We start from the raw sequence: 16,792 nt of genomic DNA on the forward strand, positions 1-16,792 counted from the left end.
TGCGGATTCTAAAGCCGACTCCGCAGGGGATGGACCGAGGGGGCCCAGCATGGTCGTAGCTGAAACGGCGTCGATTCAAGCGGCGCCGGCACGTGGGGTGTCGCGCGATTTTCACAGTTTCTCATTCACCGGAAGCGGCAAGGAGTATTTCGGCATCTGGATCGTCAACGTGTTTCTGACGATCGTGACGCTTGGCATCTATTCCGCTTGGGCGAAGGTCCGGCGCAACCGATACTTTTACGGAAGCACGGTTCTGCTCGGCCGTGCCTTCGAGTACCACGCCAAGGGCAAGCAGATCCTGATCGGGCGGGTGATCGTTTTCGGTTATCTGATCGCCTACAATCTCTTGCTGACCTTCGTTCCCATCGTCGGCATCGTCCTCGTCCTGCTTTCGCTCTTCTTCGTTCCCTGGCTGGTTGCCCGTGGATTGCGCTTCAACGCACGAGTGACGAGCTACCGCAACGTTCGCTTCGACTTCGTCGGCACCACGGGTGGCGCCTTCAAGGCCTTTATCCTCGGTGGCTTCCTTTCCGTAATCACATTGGGGTTGCTGACGCCGCTCGCGAGCCGTTGGGTGGGGCGCTACGTCGGCTCGAACATGCGCTTCGGCGGAAAGGCCTTTGACACGAACCCCGCGTTCGGCCCCCTTTATCGTGGTTTGTTTCTTGGCGTGGGGCTGGCGTTGGTCGTGGCGCTCGTTGTCTTGGCGATCGTGATGGGCACACTGCGCATGGCACCCGGCCTGTTCAACCCACCAGCCTTCAATCCGTCCGACATCCAAATCTGGCAATGGGTGATTGTTGTTGCCGGCTATCTGGCGACGGCGTGCCTCTACGGGATCGTGGCATTGTTTTACAGCGCGGCCGTGCGCAATGCGGTCTGGCGCTCGACGGTCTTTGACGGGAAACACAGGTTCTCCAGCCGTCTGTCACGGGGCCGCTACACCTTGATCGCCATCTCGAATCTTCTTGCCACAATCTTGACGCTGGGCCTGTTGCGTCCCTGGGCGGCGGTGCGCATGGCGCGCTACAAATGGACCTTGACGGGTGTGACCGTCGTTGGAGCCGTCGGAACGCTGATGAGCGAGATCGAAGCACAATCGTCCGCCGTTGGTGCAGAGTTCATGGATTTCGAAGGGTTCGATTTTGGCTTCTAGCAGTACCGAGATTGCGCGTGGCGAATGGCATCCGGCCGGATCGAGCCACTCGGTGCCCTCACGGCTGGTGGAAGAGGGCGGCAGCCTGAAAGCGCTGGACGGATCGAGCACCGAACTCGCAAGTGGCGTCTTTGCAGCCGTCGATATTTCCGACCGCGTCGGGGCGATTCCACGTCGTGTCGAGTTCGCAGACGGTTCGTTGTTCGAAACGCCGGACAACGAAGCCGTCGATCGTTTTCTGAAGCTGAAAGGCAGGGTTGACCACATCCACGAATGGGAGCGCTTCCGCCCGCGTCTCATTGCCGTCGTCGCGGCGACCATGCTTTGCGGCATCGCCATCTATCGCTACGCCGTGCCTGCGCTTGTCGAGGTTGCGGTGCTGGTCACGCCGCCGATCGTGCCGCAGATCATGTCGACCAGCACGATGGAAACGATGGACCGCACAGTGTTCAACCACACGCAGCTGACCGACGAACGGCAGAACCGGATCCGCGAGGGGTTCAGGGCGATTGTCACTTTCTCCAATCGTGGCGAGGGCGGATACACACTCAACTTCCGCAAGGGCGGCGTGATCGGGCCGAATGCCTTTGCGCTGCCGGATGGCACGCTGGTCGTCACCGATGAGCTCATCGAGCTTGCCGGCGACGACACGGAAATGATTGTGGGCATTCTGGCGCATGAGATCGGCCACGTCGATCTCGAGCACAGTCTCCGGCAAATATACCGCGCCGCAGGCGTTGCCGGTCTTATCATGATGATCGGTGGCGACATCGGTTCCGGCGCTGAGGATATCCTGGTGCAAGGCGCCGGTCTTCTTTCGCTGTCCTATTCACGGGGCGCCGAAAGCGCTGCCGACAGGCATTCGGTCGAACTGATGCAGAAGGCGGGCAGGGATCCGACGGCGGCTGCGCGCTTCTTCGATTTGCTCGAAGAGAAGCTTGGCGATCACGGCGATACAAGCATCCTCTCGACGCATCCCGGTACGCCCGAGCGACGCAAGGCGATCCTTGACTATGCGGCAGAGCTGCGTGCCAAGGCTCAATGATACAGCACCTCTTCCTGGCGCATGCTTCATCCCGAAACGAAAACAGCGGGCCGATGGCCCGCCGCTCTTGTCTTGCGATTTGGAATTCGATCAATCCTGCGGACCGTCGTTGTAGCCGACCTTGTCGACCAGTTCGGAAGCCTTCTTGCGGTTTCCGGCGATCTCGGCAAGCGGCAGTTCGTCCGGCTTGATCGTGCCGAAGGACTTGACGACCTCAGAGGGTTCCGCGCCCGGCAGAACCGGATATTCGAACACCTGCTCGGCGTAGATCTTCTGGGCTTCGCCCTCCGACAGGAATTCCATCAGCTTCAGCGCGTTGTCCTTGTTCGGGGAATTCTTGGCAAGTGCCATGCCCGAGATGTTGACGTGCGTGCCGCGGTCCTTGGCGTTGGGGAAGAGCACCTTGATAGCGGCAGCCCATTCCTTCTGTTCCGGTTCCTTCTCGTTGGTCATCATCAGACCGACGTAGTAGGTGTTGCCGAGCGCGAGGTCGCATTCGCCGGCGAGGATCGCCTTGGCCTGGTCGCGGTCGCCGCCGTCGGGCTTCTTGGCGAGGTTGTTCTTCAGGCCGGTCAGCCACTTCTCGGTTTCGGCTTCGCCGTGATGAGCGATCATCGAGGCGAACAGGCCGATGTTATAGGAATGCTGGCCGTCGCGGGTGCAGATCTTGCCCTTCCACTTCGGATCGGCAAGTTCTTCATAGGTGATGTCGTCCTGGGCGACGCGATCCTTGGAAGCGTAGACGACGCGGCCGCGGGTGGTAAGCCCGAACCAGTTGCCATCAGGATCGCGGAAATGTGCCGGGATGTCCTTGTTGATCGTCTCGTTGACGACCGGCTGGGTGACACCTGCGTCCTTGGCTTCCGTCAGGCGGCTGATGTCGACCGTCAGGATCACGTCGGCCGGCGAGTTGGCGCCTTCGGCCTGGATGCGTTCGACGAGACCCTTGTCGAGGAAGAGCACGTTGGTGGTGATGCCGGTTTCCTTGGTGAAGGCGTCGAGCAGCGGCTTGATGAGATCGGGCTGTCGGTAAGAGTAGATGTTGACCTCACCGTCGGCCCAGGCGGCGCTCGTCGCCAGCAGGGTTGCCGTCAGGGACAGAACGCCCATCGCTGCTCTTGAAACGGACATCGCTTCCTCCATTTTCTTGTTTGAGCTAAGTTAACAAAATCGCTCATCTTTCTGACCGCAGCGCCGTAAACAGTCAATCGGGAAACCGTAAACACTCAAGAAGAAGTGATTTTTCGAGCTTTTTGGAATTGTTCCAAACTACGATCCGTCCTATATGATGGACTCGTGAACCTCTCGATGCCGGAGTGAATGATGCGTCTGACGAAACAAACGAACTACGCGGTTCGCATGTTGATGTACTGCGCCGCCAATGGCGAAAAGCTCAGCCGCATTCCCGAAATCGCCAGGGCCTATGGCGTTTCCGAGTTGTTTCTCTTCAAGATTCTGCAACCATTGACCAAGGCCGGCCTGGTTGAGACCGTTCGCGGCCGCAACGGCGGCGTGCGTCTGCCGAAGCCCGCATCGGCCATCACGCTGTTTGATGTCGTCAAGGTCACGGAAGACAGCTTCGCGATGGCGGAGTGTTTTGAGGCGGGCGAGATCGACTGTCCGCTCGTCGACAGCTGCGGCCTCAATTCGGCACTGCGCAAGGCGCTGAACGCGTTCTTCGAAGTGCTGCAGGGCTATACGATCGACGACCTCGTCAAGGCGCGTCCGCAGATCAACTTCCTGCTCGGCCTCGAAGAGACGAAGCGTCCGCAGACGACTGCTGCCTGACGATCCCAGACCTACTGCATGTCTCCTGAAATCGACCTCTTGAGGAGACATGCAGCAAATCAAAGTGCTACCGCGTGCGTCTGATGAGACACGCGGCGCTGGCTGGCTTCACGCCTGCGGCAGATACTCCCGCAATATGAAATCGATCGCAGTCGGGTCGATCTCCGCCTTGTCGATGCGGAAGTCGGCACCATACTCTTCCAGACGCTGAAAATAGGAATCGGCGAGCGACGCCGAAATCACCCCGATCGGTCCGATGTAACCCTGATGCCGAAGCGCCGGCACGGTCTCGCGGAAGTCGAGCTGCGGCTGAAGTCGGTTGTCCAGAAGGATCATCGAAACCGGCTTGCCCGAGCGCAGGAACTCCAATGCGCTCTCCATCGTCTGGCAATAGTGCAACTCGATTTCGATATTGCTCACCTTTCGGATCAAGGCGCGCAGGATCAGGTTTTCAGTCGGATCGTCGTCAACGAGCAGGATGTAAGCTTTTCGCGTCATGACCGATACCCTTGCTGATTTGCAGGCGTCCTGTTTATTGGGCGTGGTGCAATGGAGTACTACGCAACGGCTATCACTGGATGATCTGTTCTCGGATCGCCTTCGCCACCATTTGGGTGCGGTTGACGACGTCAAGCTTCTTCAGAATCGTTGCCGTGTGGGAATTCACGGTGTGCTCGGACACGGAAACGATGAGAGCGATCTCGCTTGCCGTCTTCCCGTGCGAAATCCACTTGAGGATTTCGGTTTCCCGCGGCGTCAGGCCCATGCCGGTCTTGTTGGCGAGCGCGACGCGATGGAAGTAATCGAAGGCCGAGACCGCGTCATAGGCCACTTCGACATGCTCGGCGCGGCCGATGTCGTCACCATCGCCCAAGAAGAGAACGGCGTAGCGCGCGCCGGTGGCAGCCGCATGCACGGGCACGCTGAGCAGTAGCTCGAAGCCGAGCTGCACGAGCAGGTTTTGGCCGGTGTCGCAACCCGGATCGTCCGTCCGCCAGACCGAGGAAATCGCCGACCGATGCAGCGTTTTGTAAAAGAGGGAGTCTCCGAAGCGGTGGCGCTTGTCGTATTCCTCAGCGAGTCCGGACGGGAGATCGTGCAGCACCAGGCGCGTGGACAGCATGCACGCATCGTTCTCGTTGCCGAGCTGAAGAATGCCGAAATGGCTGAAGCCGAACCTGAGTGCCATCGTGTGGAAGATGCGAAAGAAGTCGACGCGGTTCAGCGCTCTCTCAAGTTCGTCGCGAAGATCGTATCGCCTGTGATTTTCCAGCAAAGCCGCCACGGAATGGCTATCCCCTTGTCGTCGCGCGGCAGTTTAGCCGGCGCACCGGAGCGATCAACCGGCAAGGATCGGCGCCGGCATTGCTGGCAGCAAGCATCATGCTCGTCCCTCGGCAAGCCTGCCGAAAGACGGCAAATTGTAGAAGGCGGCTGCCGGTCCCTCCCAAGGACGTCTGGGCACGTCGATTGTCTCCCCCGAGTTTGTATACATTTTATGGCACAATCCTGTTGGTGATTTCTACCATACTATCTTGGGATTGACGGAAACCTGTCGGGACCGAATCGCACTCTCGTGTGGCGATTGAACGTGTATTCCGCCGGCCCGCGGTTCGCGCTAGAATAAGGGCGGGCATCCGGGGCGAAACCAGTCCCGGTGGAGGGACGAACGAGGCGCGTTGTAAACCCTGCGGAAGCAGCCGGGAAGCCCTGGTTCGAAGGTGTCGCGCTGCATCGATTCGTCAGTCGATTCTAAAACAGTGGACAGATATCCCGGCTCTACCTGCGGGCGAATTTTTCGCATAGACAAATTTATGCGGCGACTTATTGCAATGCGACGCCAAATGTCGTTCCATCCGGCCTTGACCGGGGGGCAGCGGCATTCCGCGTCAGGAAAACACGAGAACAAAAACAAATCTGGGAAGCAAAGCTCATGAAAAAGCTCACTACTCTCTTTGCAGCGACGGCGCTTGCCACGCTGATGGCCGGCTCTGCCTGGTCGAAGACGTTCGTCTATTGCTCGGAAGGTTCGCCTGAGGGTTTTGACCCGGGCCTGTACACCGCCGGCACCACCTTCGACGCGGCTGCGCACACGGTCTACAACCGCCTGCTCGAGTTCAAGAAGGGCACGACCGAAGTTGAGCCGGGTCTCGCCGAAAGCTGGACGATCTCCGACGATGGTCTCGTATACACGTTCAAGCTGCGTCCGGGCGTCAAGTTCCAGACGACCGAGTTCTTCACGCCGACCCGCGAGCTGACCGCAGACGACGTGGTGTTCTCCTATGAGCGCCAGCTGAAGGCTGACAATCCGTGGAACAAGTACATCACCGGCGCTTCGTGGGAATACGCAGCCGGCATGGGCTTCCCGGAAGTCATCAAGTCGGTCGAGAAGGTCGATGACCTGACCGTCAAGTTCACCTTGACGCGCAAGGAAGCTCCGTTCCTCGCCAACATCGCGATGCCGTTCGCTTCGATCCTGTCAAAGGAATATGCCGACAAGCTGCAGGCCGATGGCAAGATGGAGCAGATGAACCAGATGCCGCTCGGCACCGGTCCGTTCGCTTTCGTCGCCTACCAGCAGGACGCCGTCATCCGCTACAAGGCAAACCCGGACTACTGGGGTGGCAAGCAGAAGATCGACGACCTCGTCTTCGCAATCACTACCGACGCTTCGGTTCGCTTCCAGAAGCTCCAGGCCGGCGAATGCCACCTGATGCCGTACCCGAACGCTGCCGACGTTGAAAAGATGAAGGCGGACCCGAACCTGAAGGTCATGGAACAGGCCGGCCTCAACGTCGCCTACCTCGCCTACAACACGACCCAGGCTCCGTTCGACAAGCCGGAAGTCCGCAAGGCGCTGAACAAGGCGATCAACAAGCAGGCAATCGTCGACGCCGTCTTCCAGGGCGCTGCCCAGCCGGCCGTCAACCCGATCCCGCCGACGATGTGGTCGTACAACGACAAGCTCGAAGACGACACCTACGAGCCGGAAAAAGCCAAGAAGATGCTCGAGGATGCAGGCGTCAAGGACCTGTCGATGAAGCTCTGGGCGATGCCGGTATCGCGTCCGTACATGCTGAACGCACGTCGCGCAGCCGAACTGATGCAGTCTGACTTCGCCAAGGTCGGCGTCAAGGTCGAGATCGTCTCCTACGAATGGGCCGAATACCTCGACAAGTCCAAGGCCAAGGATCGTGACGGTGCCGTCATCCTCGGCTGGACCGGCGACAACGGCGACCCGGACAACTTCCTCGACACGCTGCTCGGCTGCAACGCTGTCGGCGGTAACAACCGTGCACAGTGGTGCAACCAGGAATTCGACGCTCTCGTGAAGAAGGCGAAGGAAACCTCGGATGTCGCAGAACGCACCAAGCTCTATGAAGAGGCCCAGGCCGTCTTCAAGCGCGAAGCGCCGTGGGCGACGATCGACCACTCGCTTTCGGTCGTTCCGATGCGCAAGAATGTCGAAGGCTTCGTTCAGAGCCCGCTCGGCGATTTTGCCTTCGACGGCGTGGACATCACCGAGTAATTTAGTTAACTGATCCTTAAGGGGGCGTTTGCCAAGGGCAAGCGCCCCTCTTTGCATCCACTATAGCGACCCGAGTTCCACCTGGAGCGCAAAAGGTCGCTGTGGCATTTCGACTTGCTGTATGCTTCGCCGTTAAGTGGGAAAGCATGCAGTGGTGCCAGCGGCGGGATACAATGCCGCGGCAACATGGCGCGGGGTTTAACATGTTCCGATTTCTCTTGGGGCGATTGGCTGTCCTGATACCGACATTCGTCGGGGTCTCCATCATCGCCTTCTCCTTCATTCGCCTGCTTCCGGGCGATCCGGTAGCGCTGCTTTCGGGCGAGCGCGTCATGTCGCCGGAGCGACATGCTGAAATTTCACATGCGCTCGGTTTCGACCGGCCGATCGTGGTCCAGTACCTCGACTATCTCTGGGGCGTGCTCCACGGGGATTTCGGTACTTCGATCGTGACCAAGAAGCCGGTCATCGACCAGTTCTTCGAGCTGTTCCCGGCGACCGTCGAGCTTTCGCTCTGTGCGATCCTCTTTGCGGTCATCCTCGGCATTCCCGCCGGTGTGATTGCGGCGATCAAGCGCGGCTCGGCTGTCGACCAGGCGATGATGGGGACCGCGCTCGTCGGCTTCTCCATGCCGATCTTCTGGTGGGGCCTGCTGCTCATCATGCTGGTTTCCGGCATGCTGCAGTGGACGCCGGTCTCGGGCCGCATCTCACTGATGTACTTCTTCCCGCCGGTCACGGGCTTCATGTTGATCGACTCGCTGCTGTCCGGTCAGGCCGGCGCCTTCAAGTCGGCGGTCAGCCACCTGATCCTTCCGACGATCGTGCTTGGCACCATTCCGCTTGCGGTCATCGCCCGCCAGACGCGCTCGGCGATGCTTGAAGTTCTCTCCGAAGACTATGTGCGTACCGCGCGCGCCAAGGGGCTTTCGACCTTCCGTGTCGTCGGCGTCCATGCGCTGCGCAATGCGATGATCCCGGTGGTCACGACCATCGGCCTGCAGGTGGGCGTCATGCTCGCCGGCGCGATCCTCACCGAAACGATCTTCTCCTGGCCGGGCATCGGCAAGTGGATGGTGGATTCGGTATCGCGTCGCGACTACGCCGTCATCCAGGGGGGGCTTCTGGTCATCGCTGCGGTGATCATGCTGGTCAACCTCATCGTCGACCTGCTCTACGGTCTCATCAATCCGCGCATCCGGCACTAAGGAGGGCGTCATGTCTCAAGCTGCTGCAACAAGCGCCGTTTCGACCGATCCGTCCCGCCGGGCGCGTCTGGCCGAGTTCTGGTATTACTTCTCAGAGAACCGCGGTGCCGTTATCGGCCTCGTGTTCTTCCTGTTCCTCGTTCTGCTCGCGATCTTCGCGCCGTGGATTGCGCCGCATGATCCGGTCGAGCAGTACCGCGATGCGGTTCTGATTCCGCCGGTCTGGCAGGAGGGTGGCCGGGCTGGCTTCCTGCTCGGCACCGACGCCGTCGGCCGCGACATGCTGTCCCGTCTGATCTACGGCACGCGCTTCTCGCTGTTCGTTGGCGTCATTGTAACGACCCTGTCGCTCGTCGGTGGCATCGCACTTGGCGTCATTGCCGGCTATTTCCGCGGCTGGGTCGATACCGTCATCATGCGCGTGATGGACATCATCCTTGCCTTTCCGTCGCTGCTCTTGGCTCTCGTGCTGGTGGCCGTTCTCGGCCCGGGCCTGGTCAACGCCATGATCGCGATTGCACTTGTCTTCCAGCCGCACTTCGTGCGCCTGACGCGCGCTGCCGTCATGAGCGAAAAGACCCGTGACTACGTGGTCGCCGCCAAGGTTGCTGGTGCTGGCCATGGCCGTCTGATGTTCAAGACGATCCTGCCGAACTGCATGGCGCCCTTGATCGTCCAGGCGACGCTCTCCTTCTCGAGCGCCATTCTCGACGCTGCAGCCCTCGGCTTCCTCGGTATGGGCGCCCAGCCGCCGACACCGGAATGGGGCACGATGCTCGCTGAAGCGCGCGAGTTCATCAGCAGCCACTGGTGGGTGGTGACGCTGCCTGGCATCGCGATCCTGGTCACGGTGGTGGCGATCAACCTGATGGGTGACGGCCTGCGCGATGCGCTCGATCCCAAGCTGAAGAGGTCCTGATCATGGCGCTTCTCGAAATCGAAAACCTGGTCGTCGAATTCCAGACGGCCTCCGGTCCCTTCCGCGCCGTCAACGGCGTGTCGATGAAGGTGCATGAAGGCGAAGTGCTTGCGATCGTCGGTGAGTCCGGCTCGGGCAAGTCCGTGTCGATGCTGGCGGCCATGGGCCTTCTGCCCTGGACGGCGAAGGTCACGGCCGACAAGCTCACCTTCAACGGTCGCGACCTGCTCGGCATGTCGGCCAATGAACGGCGTAAGATCGTCGGCAAGGACATTGCCATGATCTTCCAGGAGCCGATTGCCAGCCTTAACCCCTGCTTCACCGTCGGCTTCCAGATCGAGGAAGTGCTGCGCGTGCACATGGGCCTCGACAAGGCCGCTCGCCGCAAGCGGGCGATCGAACTGTTCTCGGCGGTCGGCATCCCCGATCCGGCCGAGCGGCTCGGCCACTTCCCGCACCAGATGTCGGGTGGCCAGTGCCAGCGCGTGATGATCGCGATCGCGATCGCCTGCAACCCGAAGCTCTTGATCGCAGACGAGCCGACCACTGCGCTCGACGTGACCATCCAGAAGCAGATCCTCGATCTCTTGATGAAGCTTCAGGCCGAGCACAAGATGGGCCTGATCATGATCACCCACAACATGGGCGTGGTTGCGGAAACCGCCGACCGTGTGGTGGTGCAGTACAAGGGCCGAAAGATGGAAGAGGCCGACGTGCTGACGCTGTTCGAAAATCCGAAGAGCAACTACACGCGGGCGCTTCTGGCGGCGCTTCCCGACAACGCGACAGGCGATCGTCTGCCGACGATCTCCGAACTCTTCGTCGATGAAGGAGCGGCCCAATGAGCGTGATCCTCGAAGCGCGCAACCTGGTGCGCGACTACCACATCCCCGGCGGCCTTCTGAAGAAGGCAAAGACGGTTCACGCACTGAAAGGCGTGAGCTTCAACGTCGAAGAGGGCAAGACGCTGGCGATTGTCGGCGAGAGCGGCTGCGGCAAGTCCACGCTTGGTCGCATCCTCACCCTGATCGATCCCGCGACCTCGGGCGAGCTTTTGATCGAAGGCAAGAAGATCGATATCGCCAAGGGCGACATGACGCCGGAAATGCGCCGCAAGGTGCAGATCGTCTTCCAGAACCCTTACGGCTCGCTCAATCCGCGCCAGAAGATCGGCGATATCCTGATGGAGCCGCTGGTCATCAACACCGACACGCCCCCCGACGAGCGTCGCGACCGGGCGATGACGATGCTGAAGAAGGTCGGGCTCACCGAACTGCACTTCAACCGCTACCCGCACATGTTCTCCGGCGGTCAGCGCCAGCGTATCGCCATTGCGCGCGCGCTGATGCTCAATCCGAAGCTCCTGGTGCTGGACGAGCCGGTGTCGGCGCTCGACCTTTCGGTCCAGGCACAGGTCTTGAACCTGCTGGCCGATCTGCAGGACGAGCTCAAGCTCACCTACGTCTTCATCAGCCACGACCTCTCGGTCGTGCGCTACATCGCCGACGACGTCATGGTGATGTATTTCGGCGAAGCGGTCGAATACGGCAGCCGCGACGAGGTCTTTGCCGACCCGAAGCACAGCTATACCAAGACGCTGTTTGCGGCGACGCCGCGTGCGGACGTGGAGAGCATCAAGGCTCGATTGGCGAAGAAGAAGCAGGCGGCCTAATCCTTTCCTGCTGATTTCTGCTGAAGAAACAAAAGAAGCCGGGCAGCAACTGCCCGGCTTCTTTGACTTGGGAACGCGATCGTGTAGAGGTGTCGCGCCGCCTTCAACTCTCGCCTCTGGGCGGCGGGCAGCCGCATTTTGGCCGACCGACCGGTCTGGCCCAACCTCAGGAACACGATCATGGAAATCAAGCGTTTCGAAACCGGCCCCCGTATGAGCCAGGCTGTGGTCTACAACAACACCGTCTACCTCGCCGGCCAGGTCGGCAATGCCGGTGACGATGTCGTGACGCAGACGAAGCAGGCGCTTGCCGAAGTCGACCGTCTTCTGGCGCTCGCCGGCACCGACAAGACCCGCATTCTCTCGGCCACCATCTGGCTCGCCGACATGGCCGACTTCCCGAAGATGAATTCGGTCTGGGACGCTTGGGCTCCGCAGGGCCACACCCCGGCTCGCGCCACCGGCGAAGCCAAGCTCGCGACCCCGGAATACCTCGTCGAAGTCATCGTCGTCGCTGCTGCCGCCTAAGGCCGCGGCAGCGGGCTTTCCCGTATCTTGCTTCCACGCCGTCGGACCTGTGTCCGGCGGCGTTTTTCATTGTGGCGCCTGCCCTCGCGCGAGGAACCAATCGAGGCATCTGCACGTTATCTGTCCGGTCCAAGAAACTGGCCGACAAGCGGCCGACTGAATCGGGAGGACTGTCTATGCTGTATTGGCTGCCTCGGGTCTGCGTCCTGCTTCTTGCCGTCGTCCTCATCGGGTTCGGTCTCGTTCCCTACACCGCCGCAGGTGTCGCCAACACGCTGCTCATCATCATCCTGGGCCTTGGCCTGCTTTCACTGACGCTGCATATCTTCCCGCCGGAACACCATTGATGGCGCGTGGTCCAAGCGGCGTGCCACAGGCTGAGCCGGAACGCGGCGACCCATCGGCGAATGCGGGGGCACTGCGTGCATCTTCGGCTCCTGGAAAGCGCGGCATGATCGCGGAAACCCTGCGGCGTGCCGGTTCTTCGCACGAGCACAAGCGCGCAAGACGCATCGTCGAAGAGGAGGCTGCCGTTGCGACCGCGGCACCGTCGACGGCGCCGAAGCGTGATGGCATCGACCTGATGGTCGCCTGGAGCATCGTCGGTCTCTTCGTGATCGCGGGATGTGCCGCCATCTACGCCATGGAAACGATCCTGCTACCCATCACGCTGGCGATCGTCGTCGGCATCGTCCTCGGGCGCACGGCCGACGCGCTCGCGCGCTACGGCCTGCCCCCGATCTTCGGCGGCCTGTTGCTTGCATTGGTCTTCGTGATCGGCCTGTCGTGGCTCGTCAATGCGCTGCTCGGCCCCTTGACGGCGCTCGCCTCCGAAGCACCCAAGCTTGCCGAAGGCGTCGTTGCACGGGTCATGCCGTTTATCGAGCGCTTTGAATGGTTGCGGCTGGCGGTTGCCCGCAGCGTCGGCAACGATGCGATTGCCGATACCGTGATGAAGAACGCAGGCCCGATGCTCGCTGCTACGGCAGCGGGCCTGACACCGGCCCTCGTGCAGATTTTGATTTTCCTGGCGGCGCTCGGCCTGTTTCTGCTCGGACGGCTGCAACTGCGCAAAGCCGTCATTCTGGCTTTTGCCAGCCGTGAGCGACGCCTCAGCGCCATCCGCATCATGAACGGCATCGAGGATGCACTCGCGCGCTATTTTTCCATCGCCAGCCTGATCTATCTGGCGCTCGGGACCGTGACGATGATCATCGCTCTCGTGGGCGGTCTTGCGGTGCCCCCGCTCTGGGGCCTGTTTGCCTTCGTGTCGAGCTTCATTCCCTATCTCGGCGTGACGGTAATGACGCTCAGCCTGCTCGTGGCGGGCTTGATGACACATGAGGTCCTGTGGCTGGCATTGGCGCCGGCCATGGCCTTCTTCGTCGTTCACCTTGCGATGGAGAACCTCGCGATCCCGGCCATCCTCGGCAACGAACTCGAGGTGAACCCGTTCCTCGTGTTCATTGCCATTGTCTTCTGGACCTGGATGTGGGGTGCCGTCGGCGCCATGCTGGCGCTTCCGCTTTCCCTCATCGTGCTGGCAATTGTCGAAGAAATCCGCGAGCAGCCGCCGGAACGTCAACTGCCGGGATAAGGCGAGCCAGCCTGGGCTAGCGCCGAGCCGAACGGGCGTGTTCGTCGAAGAACAGCGCCTGGCTGATCAGCGCCTTCACCATGTCCGGATTGAACGGCTTGGTGACGAGGAAGGCCGGTTCCGGTCTTTTGCCGGTGAGCAGGCGTTCAGGGAAGGCAGTGATGAAGATCACCGGTACCGTTGCCTGAGTGAGGATTTCGTTGACGGCGTCGATACCCGAGCTGCCATCGGCGAGCTGGATGTCGGCAAGCACCATCTTCGGCGATGTCTTGCGGTAGAGGGCCAGCGCCTCCGTGTGGGTGCGGGCGATGCCGGTGACCCTATGGCCGAGGCTTGTCACCATGTCTTCGATGTCGAGCGCGATCAGCGGCTCGTCCTCGATGATCAGCACGTCGGTCGCGACCTGACGCGAGATGTCTTCCGAGGCAATCGTCAAAAGCTTCGAGAACTCGCCCTGGCTCAGACCCATGATCTCCGCCGCATCGGCGATCGAGAAACCTTCGACCGAGACGAGCAGGAAGGCTTGGCGCGGGGCAGGCGCGATCAGCGAGAGGTTGGCGGCCGCCTGTTGTTCCCAGGCAAAGGGCGAGGCGTTTTCCGTTCGATCGATCGAAATCTTCTCGAACTGCGAGCAGAATAGCTTGTAGAGGCCGATTCGATCGTTCGGCATATCCGGGAAGAGGCTGATGTCTTCGATAAGGGCCTCGAGAACGGCGGCCACATATCCGTCACCTGCGGCCTGCGAACCGGTGACGGCGCGGGCGTAGCGGCGCAGGAAGGGCAGGTGTGGCGCGATCCGGGTCGAAAGTGACATCAACGACTTCCTTAGGTGCAATACGTTTCGTTTGTTTTCTGAGGATAGGGGAGATCCGGCGGAATACGTGAATGGTTTTGAACACGTTTTTCGGCCTAGAGCAAATTCGGCAAACTCGCGAGACGGTCTTCTGTGCGAGTGGGTGGAAAACAACGGGAAGACCGCAAGCGGCGGTAGATGCAGAACATGGACGACGGGACCGAAAGACCGGAAGAGCAGGGCAATGGACTGGGGACGGGCGCAGAAAGTTCGGAGGCCCGCGGGCTGATCGGCGTCAGCTTGAAGGCGCTTTACCAAGCGCTGGAACAGGAGCCGATTCCTGACCTCTTCATCGATCTTCTTGAAAGGTTGGAAAAAGCGGAAACGACGGCGGCTGAGCGGGCGCCCTGAGCCTGGCCCGCCTTAACGGGAGAAACGGGCCTTGGCCCGTTTCTCCGTTGCTCATGCCGATCAGCAGGCGGCCTCATAGCGGCGGCCGTAGCGGTCGCGATAGATGCAGCGGCCGGGCTCGTTGGCATTGCCGATGAGCGCGCCGGCGACACCGCCGATCGCTGCGCCTACGGCTGCACCCCGAACGTTGTTCGTTGCAGCGCCGCCGATGATGGCGCCACCGGTCGCGCCGATTGCCGCACCCTTTTCGGTTTGCGTGCAGGCGGCCAGCGGGAGAATGAGGCTTGCTACGATCAGTATCTTCTTCATGACGCGTTCCTATTCGAAGGTTTCTCTGTTGGACATAGAATCGGTTACGGGAAATTGATTTGTCGGGACTGATGACGAACAGAATGACGACAATGAGGCATCTGTCGCACCCGGCGCCGCGTCATTGGCCAGCTTTGGCTTGCTCGCAACGGGCGAGCTTCGTGTGGTGTTTCCTTGCCTCCCAGCATCTCCTCCATCGCTCGGCCGCAGTCCGCAGCACTTGTTATCGTTGCGAAAACGACGGCTGCGGCGTTTTGTTCCATTCCGCCGGCCGGGCATGGCATCTCTCGCCGGCAGTGACGGTTGCCAGAGCGACGTTCATCCGCAGCTGCAGCACGAGACCTGGGTGCAGCGAACGCGTTGCGCCTGCAAAGGTTCCAATAAAAATTTGATCTCCGCCGGGGAACAGGAGGGCAGGCGTCCCCGTTTGCCGTTCTCAAGTTTGACGTTGGGGAGCATGCCCATGGAACATATCGCTACCATCATGGTCCTGGTTGGCTGCATGCAGGCCACGGACGCCTGCCGCGAGGTGCCGGCACCGACCGAGGCGTTCGAAACCGTAGACGAGTGCCGCGAACTGCTTTCGCCAGCGATCGAGGCGACCGCCGGCGCCTTTAAGCACGCCTATGGCGCCTGTGCCGAGGTCGACCCGGCCCTGTTTGTCGAGGACGCGACCATCGAATGGCACGTTACTTCTCCGGGCCGCTTGCAGGTCAAGGTAGAGGTCGATGACGGCAGCTACGCCGTCGCCGCGCGCGATGACAGGAATGCGAAGACCCGCAACTGAGTCTATTGGCCACCCGTGTGGCCGCCCCACCAACCGAAAGGCAAAGCAATGAATTGGGATATCGTCGAAGGCAAATGGCATGAAGTGAAGGGCAAGATCCAGGCGCAATGGGGCAAGCTCACCAACGACGACCTCGACGTGATCGATGGTCGCCGGCAGGAGCTTGCTGGACGTATTCAGGCCCGCTATGGCGTCGCACGCGACGAGGCCGAACGTCAGATCGACGAGTGGATGTCACGGCGCTAGAGAGGCTTTGATCCGACACGACAGCAACAACCAGCGCTGCGCGAAGTAGCGGATGGAATGAAGACAGATCCTGAAACAAGAAAAGCCGCCCGGCTCTGGCCGCGGCGGCTTTTCAGTTGTCTTGCAGAAATTCGGCTATTTCTTACGTGCCATACGTTCGCGCCGGCGAAGTTCTTCGAGAAGATGTTCAAATTTCGTACTCTGATCTTCGCTGCTATTGGCGTAGAGATCGCGCATCGTCTTACCAATGTGAAGATTACCAGCCTGGAGATCTTTTCTCTCCCGACCCGCTTCAACCGCCACTTTCCAGATATGTGCTGTCGGCATTTTCATTTCGACCCTGCATATTCCATGGAGGAGGAACGTCAGAGTATCTCGAAGGTTCCGGGCATTTCCGGTACGGCGCGTCTCGATTTGGGACTCTTTCGTCTATCATGGTAAATGATCGGTTAATCTCTGTGCAGATCAAGATTTTCGTGAAGCTCGTTTCATAAGATGTTTGGAACAAAACCATAGTTCCGGCGTTTGCATTGCAGTAATCCTGGCAAGGAGAATTGCTATGCTATACTATGCGCTTGTCTTCCTCGTTGTGGCGATCATAGCGGGCGTACTTGGATTCGGTGGCATCGCGGGCACCTCCGCGGGTATCGCGCAGATCCTTTTCTTCCTCTTCCTCGTCTTCCTGGTTATTTCGCTGGTGGCGGGTCTGGTGCGTCGAGGTTGACGGGAGCGGTCGCAAACGCAAGTGGATCGGACATGGGCGGCGGCAACGTCGCCCTTGCTGCATCTGCACGGCGGCGCGTC

Annotated in this window: 21 protein-coding genes; 15 read left to right on the top strand and 6 right to left on the bottom strand. The window is 60.5% G+C overall.

The window, feature by feature from the left end; all coding sequences use genetic code 11:
- Positions 1-49 precede the first annotated feature (49 nt).
- Both PWG15_RS01815 and PWG15_RS01820 read left to right on the top strand, forming a co-directional pair.
- Positions 50-1,156, top strand: a complete 1,107-nt coding sequence (locus PWG15_RS01815) for a YjgN family protein (protein ID WP_275022795.1) — start codon at positions 50-52, stop codon at positions 1,154-1,156.
- Positions 1,146-2,201: a M48 family metallopeptidase gene (locus PWG15_RS01820; RefSeq protein WP_275022796.1), complete on the top strand. Its 1,056-nt coding sequence runs from the start codon at positions 1,146-1,148 to the stop codon at positions 2,199-2,201. The genes PWG15_RS01815 and PWG15_RS01820 overlap by 11 nt, the downstream gene beginning before the upstream one ends.
- Positions 2,202-2,291: 90 nt before the next feature.
- On the opposite strand, the gene PWG15_RS01825 is transcribed toward PWG15_RS01820, so the two are convergent.
- Entirely contained in the window at positions 2,292-3,311 is a 1,020-nt protein-coding gene (locus tag PWG15_RS01825) for a Fe(3+) ABC transporter substrate-binding protein (protein WP_425536768.1), read from the bottom strand.
- A gap of 213 nt (positions 3,312-3,524) precedes the next feature.
- On the opposite strand from PWG15_RS01825, the gene rirA reads away from it, so the two are divergent.
- Entirely contained in the window at positions 3,525-3,989 is a 465-nt protein-coding gene (rirA, locus tag PWG15_RS01830; RefSeq protein WP_057251106.1) for an iron-responsive transcriptional regulator RirA, read from the top strand.
- Positions 3,990-4,097: 108 nt separating this feature from the next.
- On the opposite strand, the gene PWG15_RS01835 is transcribed toward rirA, so the two are convergent.
- Both PWG15_RS01835 and PWG15_RS01840 read right to left on the bottom strand, forming a co-directional pair.
- Complete coding sequence (locus PWG15_RS01835) at positions 4,098-4,487, bottom strand: response regulator (RefSeq protein ID WP_275022798.1); 390 nt, start codon at positions 4,485-4,487, stop codon at positions 4,098-4,100.
- Positions 4,488-4,560: 73 nt separating this feature from the next.
- On the bottom strand, positions 4,561-5,274 hold the full coding sequence (locus PWG15_RS01840; protein ID WP_275022799.1) for a helix-turn-helix transcriptional regulator: 714 nt from the start codon (positions 5,272-5,274) through the stop codon (positions 4,561-4,563).
- A 648-nt stretch (positions 5,275-5,922) separates the two neighbouring features.
- Between PWG15_RS01840 and PWG15_RS01845 the strand changes: the two genes are divergently transcribed.
- The 8 genes from PWG15_RS01845 (at position 5,923) to PWG15_RS01880 (ending at position 13,442) form a co-directional block, all read left to right on the top strand.
- Entirely contained in the window at positions 5,923-7,518 is a 1,596-nt protein-coding gene (locus PWG15_RS01845) for an ABC transporter substrate-binding protein (protein WP_275022800.1), read from the top strand.
- A gap of 203 nt (positions 7,519-7,721) precedes the next feature.
- Positions 7,722-8,726, top strand: coding sequence for an ABC transporter permease subunit (locus tag PWG15_RS01850; RefSeq protein ID WP_275022801.1), 1,005 nt, complete (start codon positions 7,722-7,724; stop codon positions 8,724-8,726).
- Positions 8,727-8,736: 10 nt separating this feature from the next.
- On the top strand, positions 8,737-9,645 hold the full coding sequence (locus PWG15_RS01855; RefSeq protein WP_275022802.1) for an ABC transporter permease subunit: 909 nt from the start codon (positions 8,737-8,739) through the stop codon (positions 9,643-9,645).
- A gap of 2 nt (positions 9,646-9,647) precedes the next feature.
- Complete coding sequence (locus PWG15_RS01860) at positions 9,648-10,490, top strand: ABC transporter ATP-binding protein (protein WP_275022803.1); 843 nt, start codon at positions 9,648-9,650, stop codon at positions 10,488-10,490.
- Entirely contained in the window at positions 10,487-11,317 is an 831-nt protein-coding gene (locus tag PWG15_RS01865) for an ABC transporter ATP-binding protein (RefSeq protein WP_275022804.1), read from the top strand. Before PWG15_RS01860 ends, PWG15_RS01865 begins: the two co-directional genes overlap by 4 nt.
- Positions 11,318-11,497: 180 nt before the next feature.
- Complete coding sequence (locus tag PWG15_RS01870; RefSeq protein ID WP_060516475.1) at positions 11,498-11,845, top strand: RidA family protein; 348 nt, start codon at positions 11,498-11,500, stop codon at positions 11,843-11,845.
- 176 nt (positions 11,846-12,021) lie between these two features.
- On the top strand, positions 12,022-12,192 hold the full coding sequence (locus PWG15_RS01875; RefSeq protein WP_275022805.1) for a hypothetical protein: 171 nt from the start codon (positions 12,022-12,024) through the stop codon (positions 12,190-12,192).
- A 104-nt stretch (positions 12,193-12,296) separates the two neighbouring features.
- On the top strand, positions 12,297-13,442 hold the full coding sequence (locus PWG15_RS01880; RefSeq protein ID WP_275022806.1) for an AI-2E family transporter: 1,146 nt from the start codon (positions 12,297-12,299) through the stop codon (positions 13,440-13,442).
- Positions 13,443-13,458: 16 nt separating this feature from the next.
- Here PWG15_RS01880 and PWG15_RS01885 read toward each other — a convergent pair whose 3' ends face one another.
- Positions 13,459-14,256 carry a response regulator gene (locus tag PWG15_RS01885; protein WP_275022807.1) on the bottom strand — a complete coding sequence of 266 codons (798 nt, stop codon included), beginning with the start codon at positions 14,254-14,256 and terminating at the stop codon, positions 13,459-13,461.
- 177 nt (positions 14,257-14,433) lie between these two features.
- Here PWG15_RS01885 and PWG15_RS01890 point away from each other — a divergent pair, with 177 nt between their 5' ends.
- Positions 14,434-14,646 carry a NepR family anti-sigma factor gene (locus tag PWG15_RS01890; protein WP_275022808.1) on the top strand — a complete coding sequence of 71 codons (213 nt, stop codon included), beginning with the start codon at positions 14,434-14,436 and terminating at the stop codon, positions 14,644-14,646.
- A 60-nt stretch (positions 14,647-14,706) separates the two neighbouring features.
- Here the strand turns inward: PWG15_RS01890 and PWG15_RS01895 are convergent, their stop codons facing one another.
- Positions 14,707-14,955, bottom strand: coding sequence for a YMGG-like glycine zipper-containing protein (locus PWG15_RS01895; protein ID WP_275022809.1), 249 nt, complete (start codon positions 14,953-14,955; stop codon positions 14,707-14,709).
- Between the two features lie 463 nt (positions 14,956-15,418).
- Here PWG15_RS01895 and PWG15_RS01900 point away from each other — a divergent pair, with 463 nt between their 5' ends.
- On the top strand, positions 15,419-15,742 hold the full coding sequence (locus tag PWG15_RS01900; RefSeq protein ID WP_275022810.1) for a hypothetical protein: 324 nt from the start codon (positions 15,419-15,421) through the stop codon (positions 15,740-15,742).
- A gap of 48 nt (positions 15,743-15,790) precedes the next feature.
- Entirely contained in the window at positions 15,791-15,988 is a 198-nt protein-coding gene (locus tag PWG15_RS01905; RefSeq protein ID WP_275022811.1) for a CsbD family protein, read from the top strand.
- Positions 15,989-16,123: 135 nt separating this feature from the next.
- Here the strand turns inward: PWG15_RS01905 and PWG15_RS01910 are convergent, their stop codons facing one another.
- The gene (locus tag PWG15_RS01910; protein ID WP_275022812.1) at positions 16,124-16,321 is read right to left on the bottom strand and encodes a hypothetical protein; all 198 of its coding nucleotides are present in this window, start codon (positions 16,319-16,321) and stop codon (positions 16,124-16,126) included.
- Between the two features lie 226 nt (positions 16,322-16,547).
- Here PWG15_RS01910 and PWG15_RS01915 point away from each other — a divergent pair, with 226 nt between their 5' ends.
- Positions 16,548-16,712: a DUF1328 domain-containing protein gene (locus PWG15_RS01915; RefSeq protein WP_034800864.1), complete on the top strand. Its 165-nt coding sequence runs from the start codon at positions 16,548-16,550 to the stop codon at positions 16,710-16,712.
- Positions 16,713-16,792 lie beyond the last annotated feature (80 nt).

The organism is Ensifer adhaerens (genome assembly GCF_028993555.1).
Lineage (GTDB): Bacteria > Pseudomonadota > Alphaproteobacteria > Rhizobiales > Rhizobiaceae > Ensifer > Ensifer adhaerens_I.

What these genes read in the sequence shown, in the direction of transcription:
- PWG15_RS01815 (WP_275022795.1), top strand. Translation starts at nt 50, where the DNA reads ATGGTCGTAGCTGAAACGGCGTCGATTCAAGCGGCGCCGGCACGTGGG.
- PWG15_RS01825 (WP_425536768.1), bottom strand. Translation starts at nt 3,311, where the DNA reads ATGGGCGTTCTGTCCCTGACGGCAACCCTGCTGGCGACGAGCGCCGCC.
- rirA (WP_057251106.1), top strand. Translation starts at nt 3,525, where the DNA reads ATGCGTCTGACGAAACAAACGAACTACGCGGTTCGCATGTTGATGTAC.
- PWG15_RS01835 (WP_275022798.1), bottom strand. Translation starts at nt 4,487, where the DNA reads ATGACGCGAAAAGCTTACATCCTGCTCGTTGACGACGATCCGACTGAA.
- PWG15_RS01845 (WP_275022800.1), top strand. Translation starts at nt 5,923, where the DNA reads ATGAAAAAGCTCACTACTCTCTTTGCAGCGACGGCGCTTGCCACGCTG.
- PWG15_RS01850 (WP_275022801.1), top strand. Translation starts at nt 7,722, where the DNA reads ATGTTCCGATTTCTCTTGGGGCGATTGGCTGTCCTGATACCGACATTC.
- PWG15_RS01855 (WP_275022802.1), top strand. Translation starts at nt 8,737, where the DNA reads ATGTCTCAAGCTGCTGCAACAAGCGCCGTTTCGACCGATCCGTCCCGC.
- PWG15_RS01860 (WP_275022803.1), top strand. Translation starts at nt 9,648, where the DNA reads ATGGCGCTTCTCGAAATCGAAAACCTGGTCGTCGAATTCCAGACGGCC.
- PWG15_RS01865 (WP_275022804.1), top strand. Translation starts at nt 10,487, where the DNA reads ATGAGCGTGATCCTCGAAGCGCGCAACCTGGTGCGCGACTACCACATC.
- PWG15_RS01870 (WP_060516475.1), top strand. Translation starts at nt 11,498, where the DNA reads ATGGAAATCAAGCGTTTCGAAACCGGCCCCCGTATGAGCCAGGCTGTG.
- PWG15_RS01875 (WP_275022805.1), top strand. Translation starts at nt 12,022, where the DNA reads ATGCTGTATTGGCTGCCTCGGGTCTGCGTCCTGCTTCTTGCCGTCGTC.
- PWG15_RS01880 (WP_275022806.1), top strand. Translation starts at nt 12,297, where the DNA reads ATGATCGCGGAAACCCTGCGGCGTGCCGGTTCTTCGCACGAGCACAAG.
- PWG15_RS01885 (WP_275022807.1), bottom strand. Translation starts at nt 14,256, where the DNA reads ATGTCACTTTCGACCCGGATCGCGCCACACCTGCCCTTCCTGCGCCGC.
- PWG15_RS01890 (WP_275022808.1), top strand. Translation starts at nt 14,434, where the DNA reads ATGCAGAACATGGACGACGGGACCGAAAGACCGGAAGAGCAGGGCAAT.
- PWG15_RS01895 (WP_275022809.1), bottom strand. Translation starts at nt 14,955, where the DNA reads ATGAAGAAGATACTGATCGTAGCAAGCCTCATTCTCCCGCTGGCCGCC.
- PWG15_RS01900 (WP_275022810.1), top strand. Translation starts at nt 15,419, where the DNA reads ATGGAACATATCGCTACCATCATGGTCCTGGTTGGCTGCATGCAGGCC.
- PWG15_RS01905 (WP_275022811.1), top strand. Translation starts at nt 15,791, where the DNA reads ATGAATTGGGATATCGTCGAAGGCAAATGGCATGAAGTGAAGGGCAAG.
- PWG15_RS01910 (WP_275022812.1), bottom strand. Translation starts at nt 16,321, where the DNA reads ATGAAAATGCCGACAGCACATATCTGGAAAGTGGCGGTTGAAGCGGGT.
- PWG15_RS01915 (WP_034800864.1), top strand. Translation starts at nt 16,548, where the DNA reads ATGCTATACTATGCGCTTGTCTTCCTCGTTGTGGCGATCATAGCGGGC.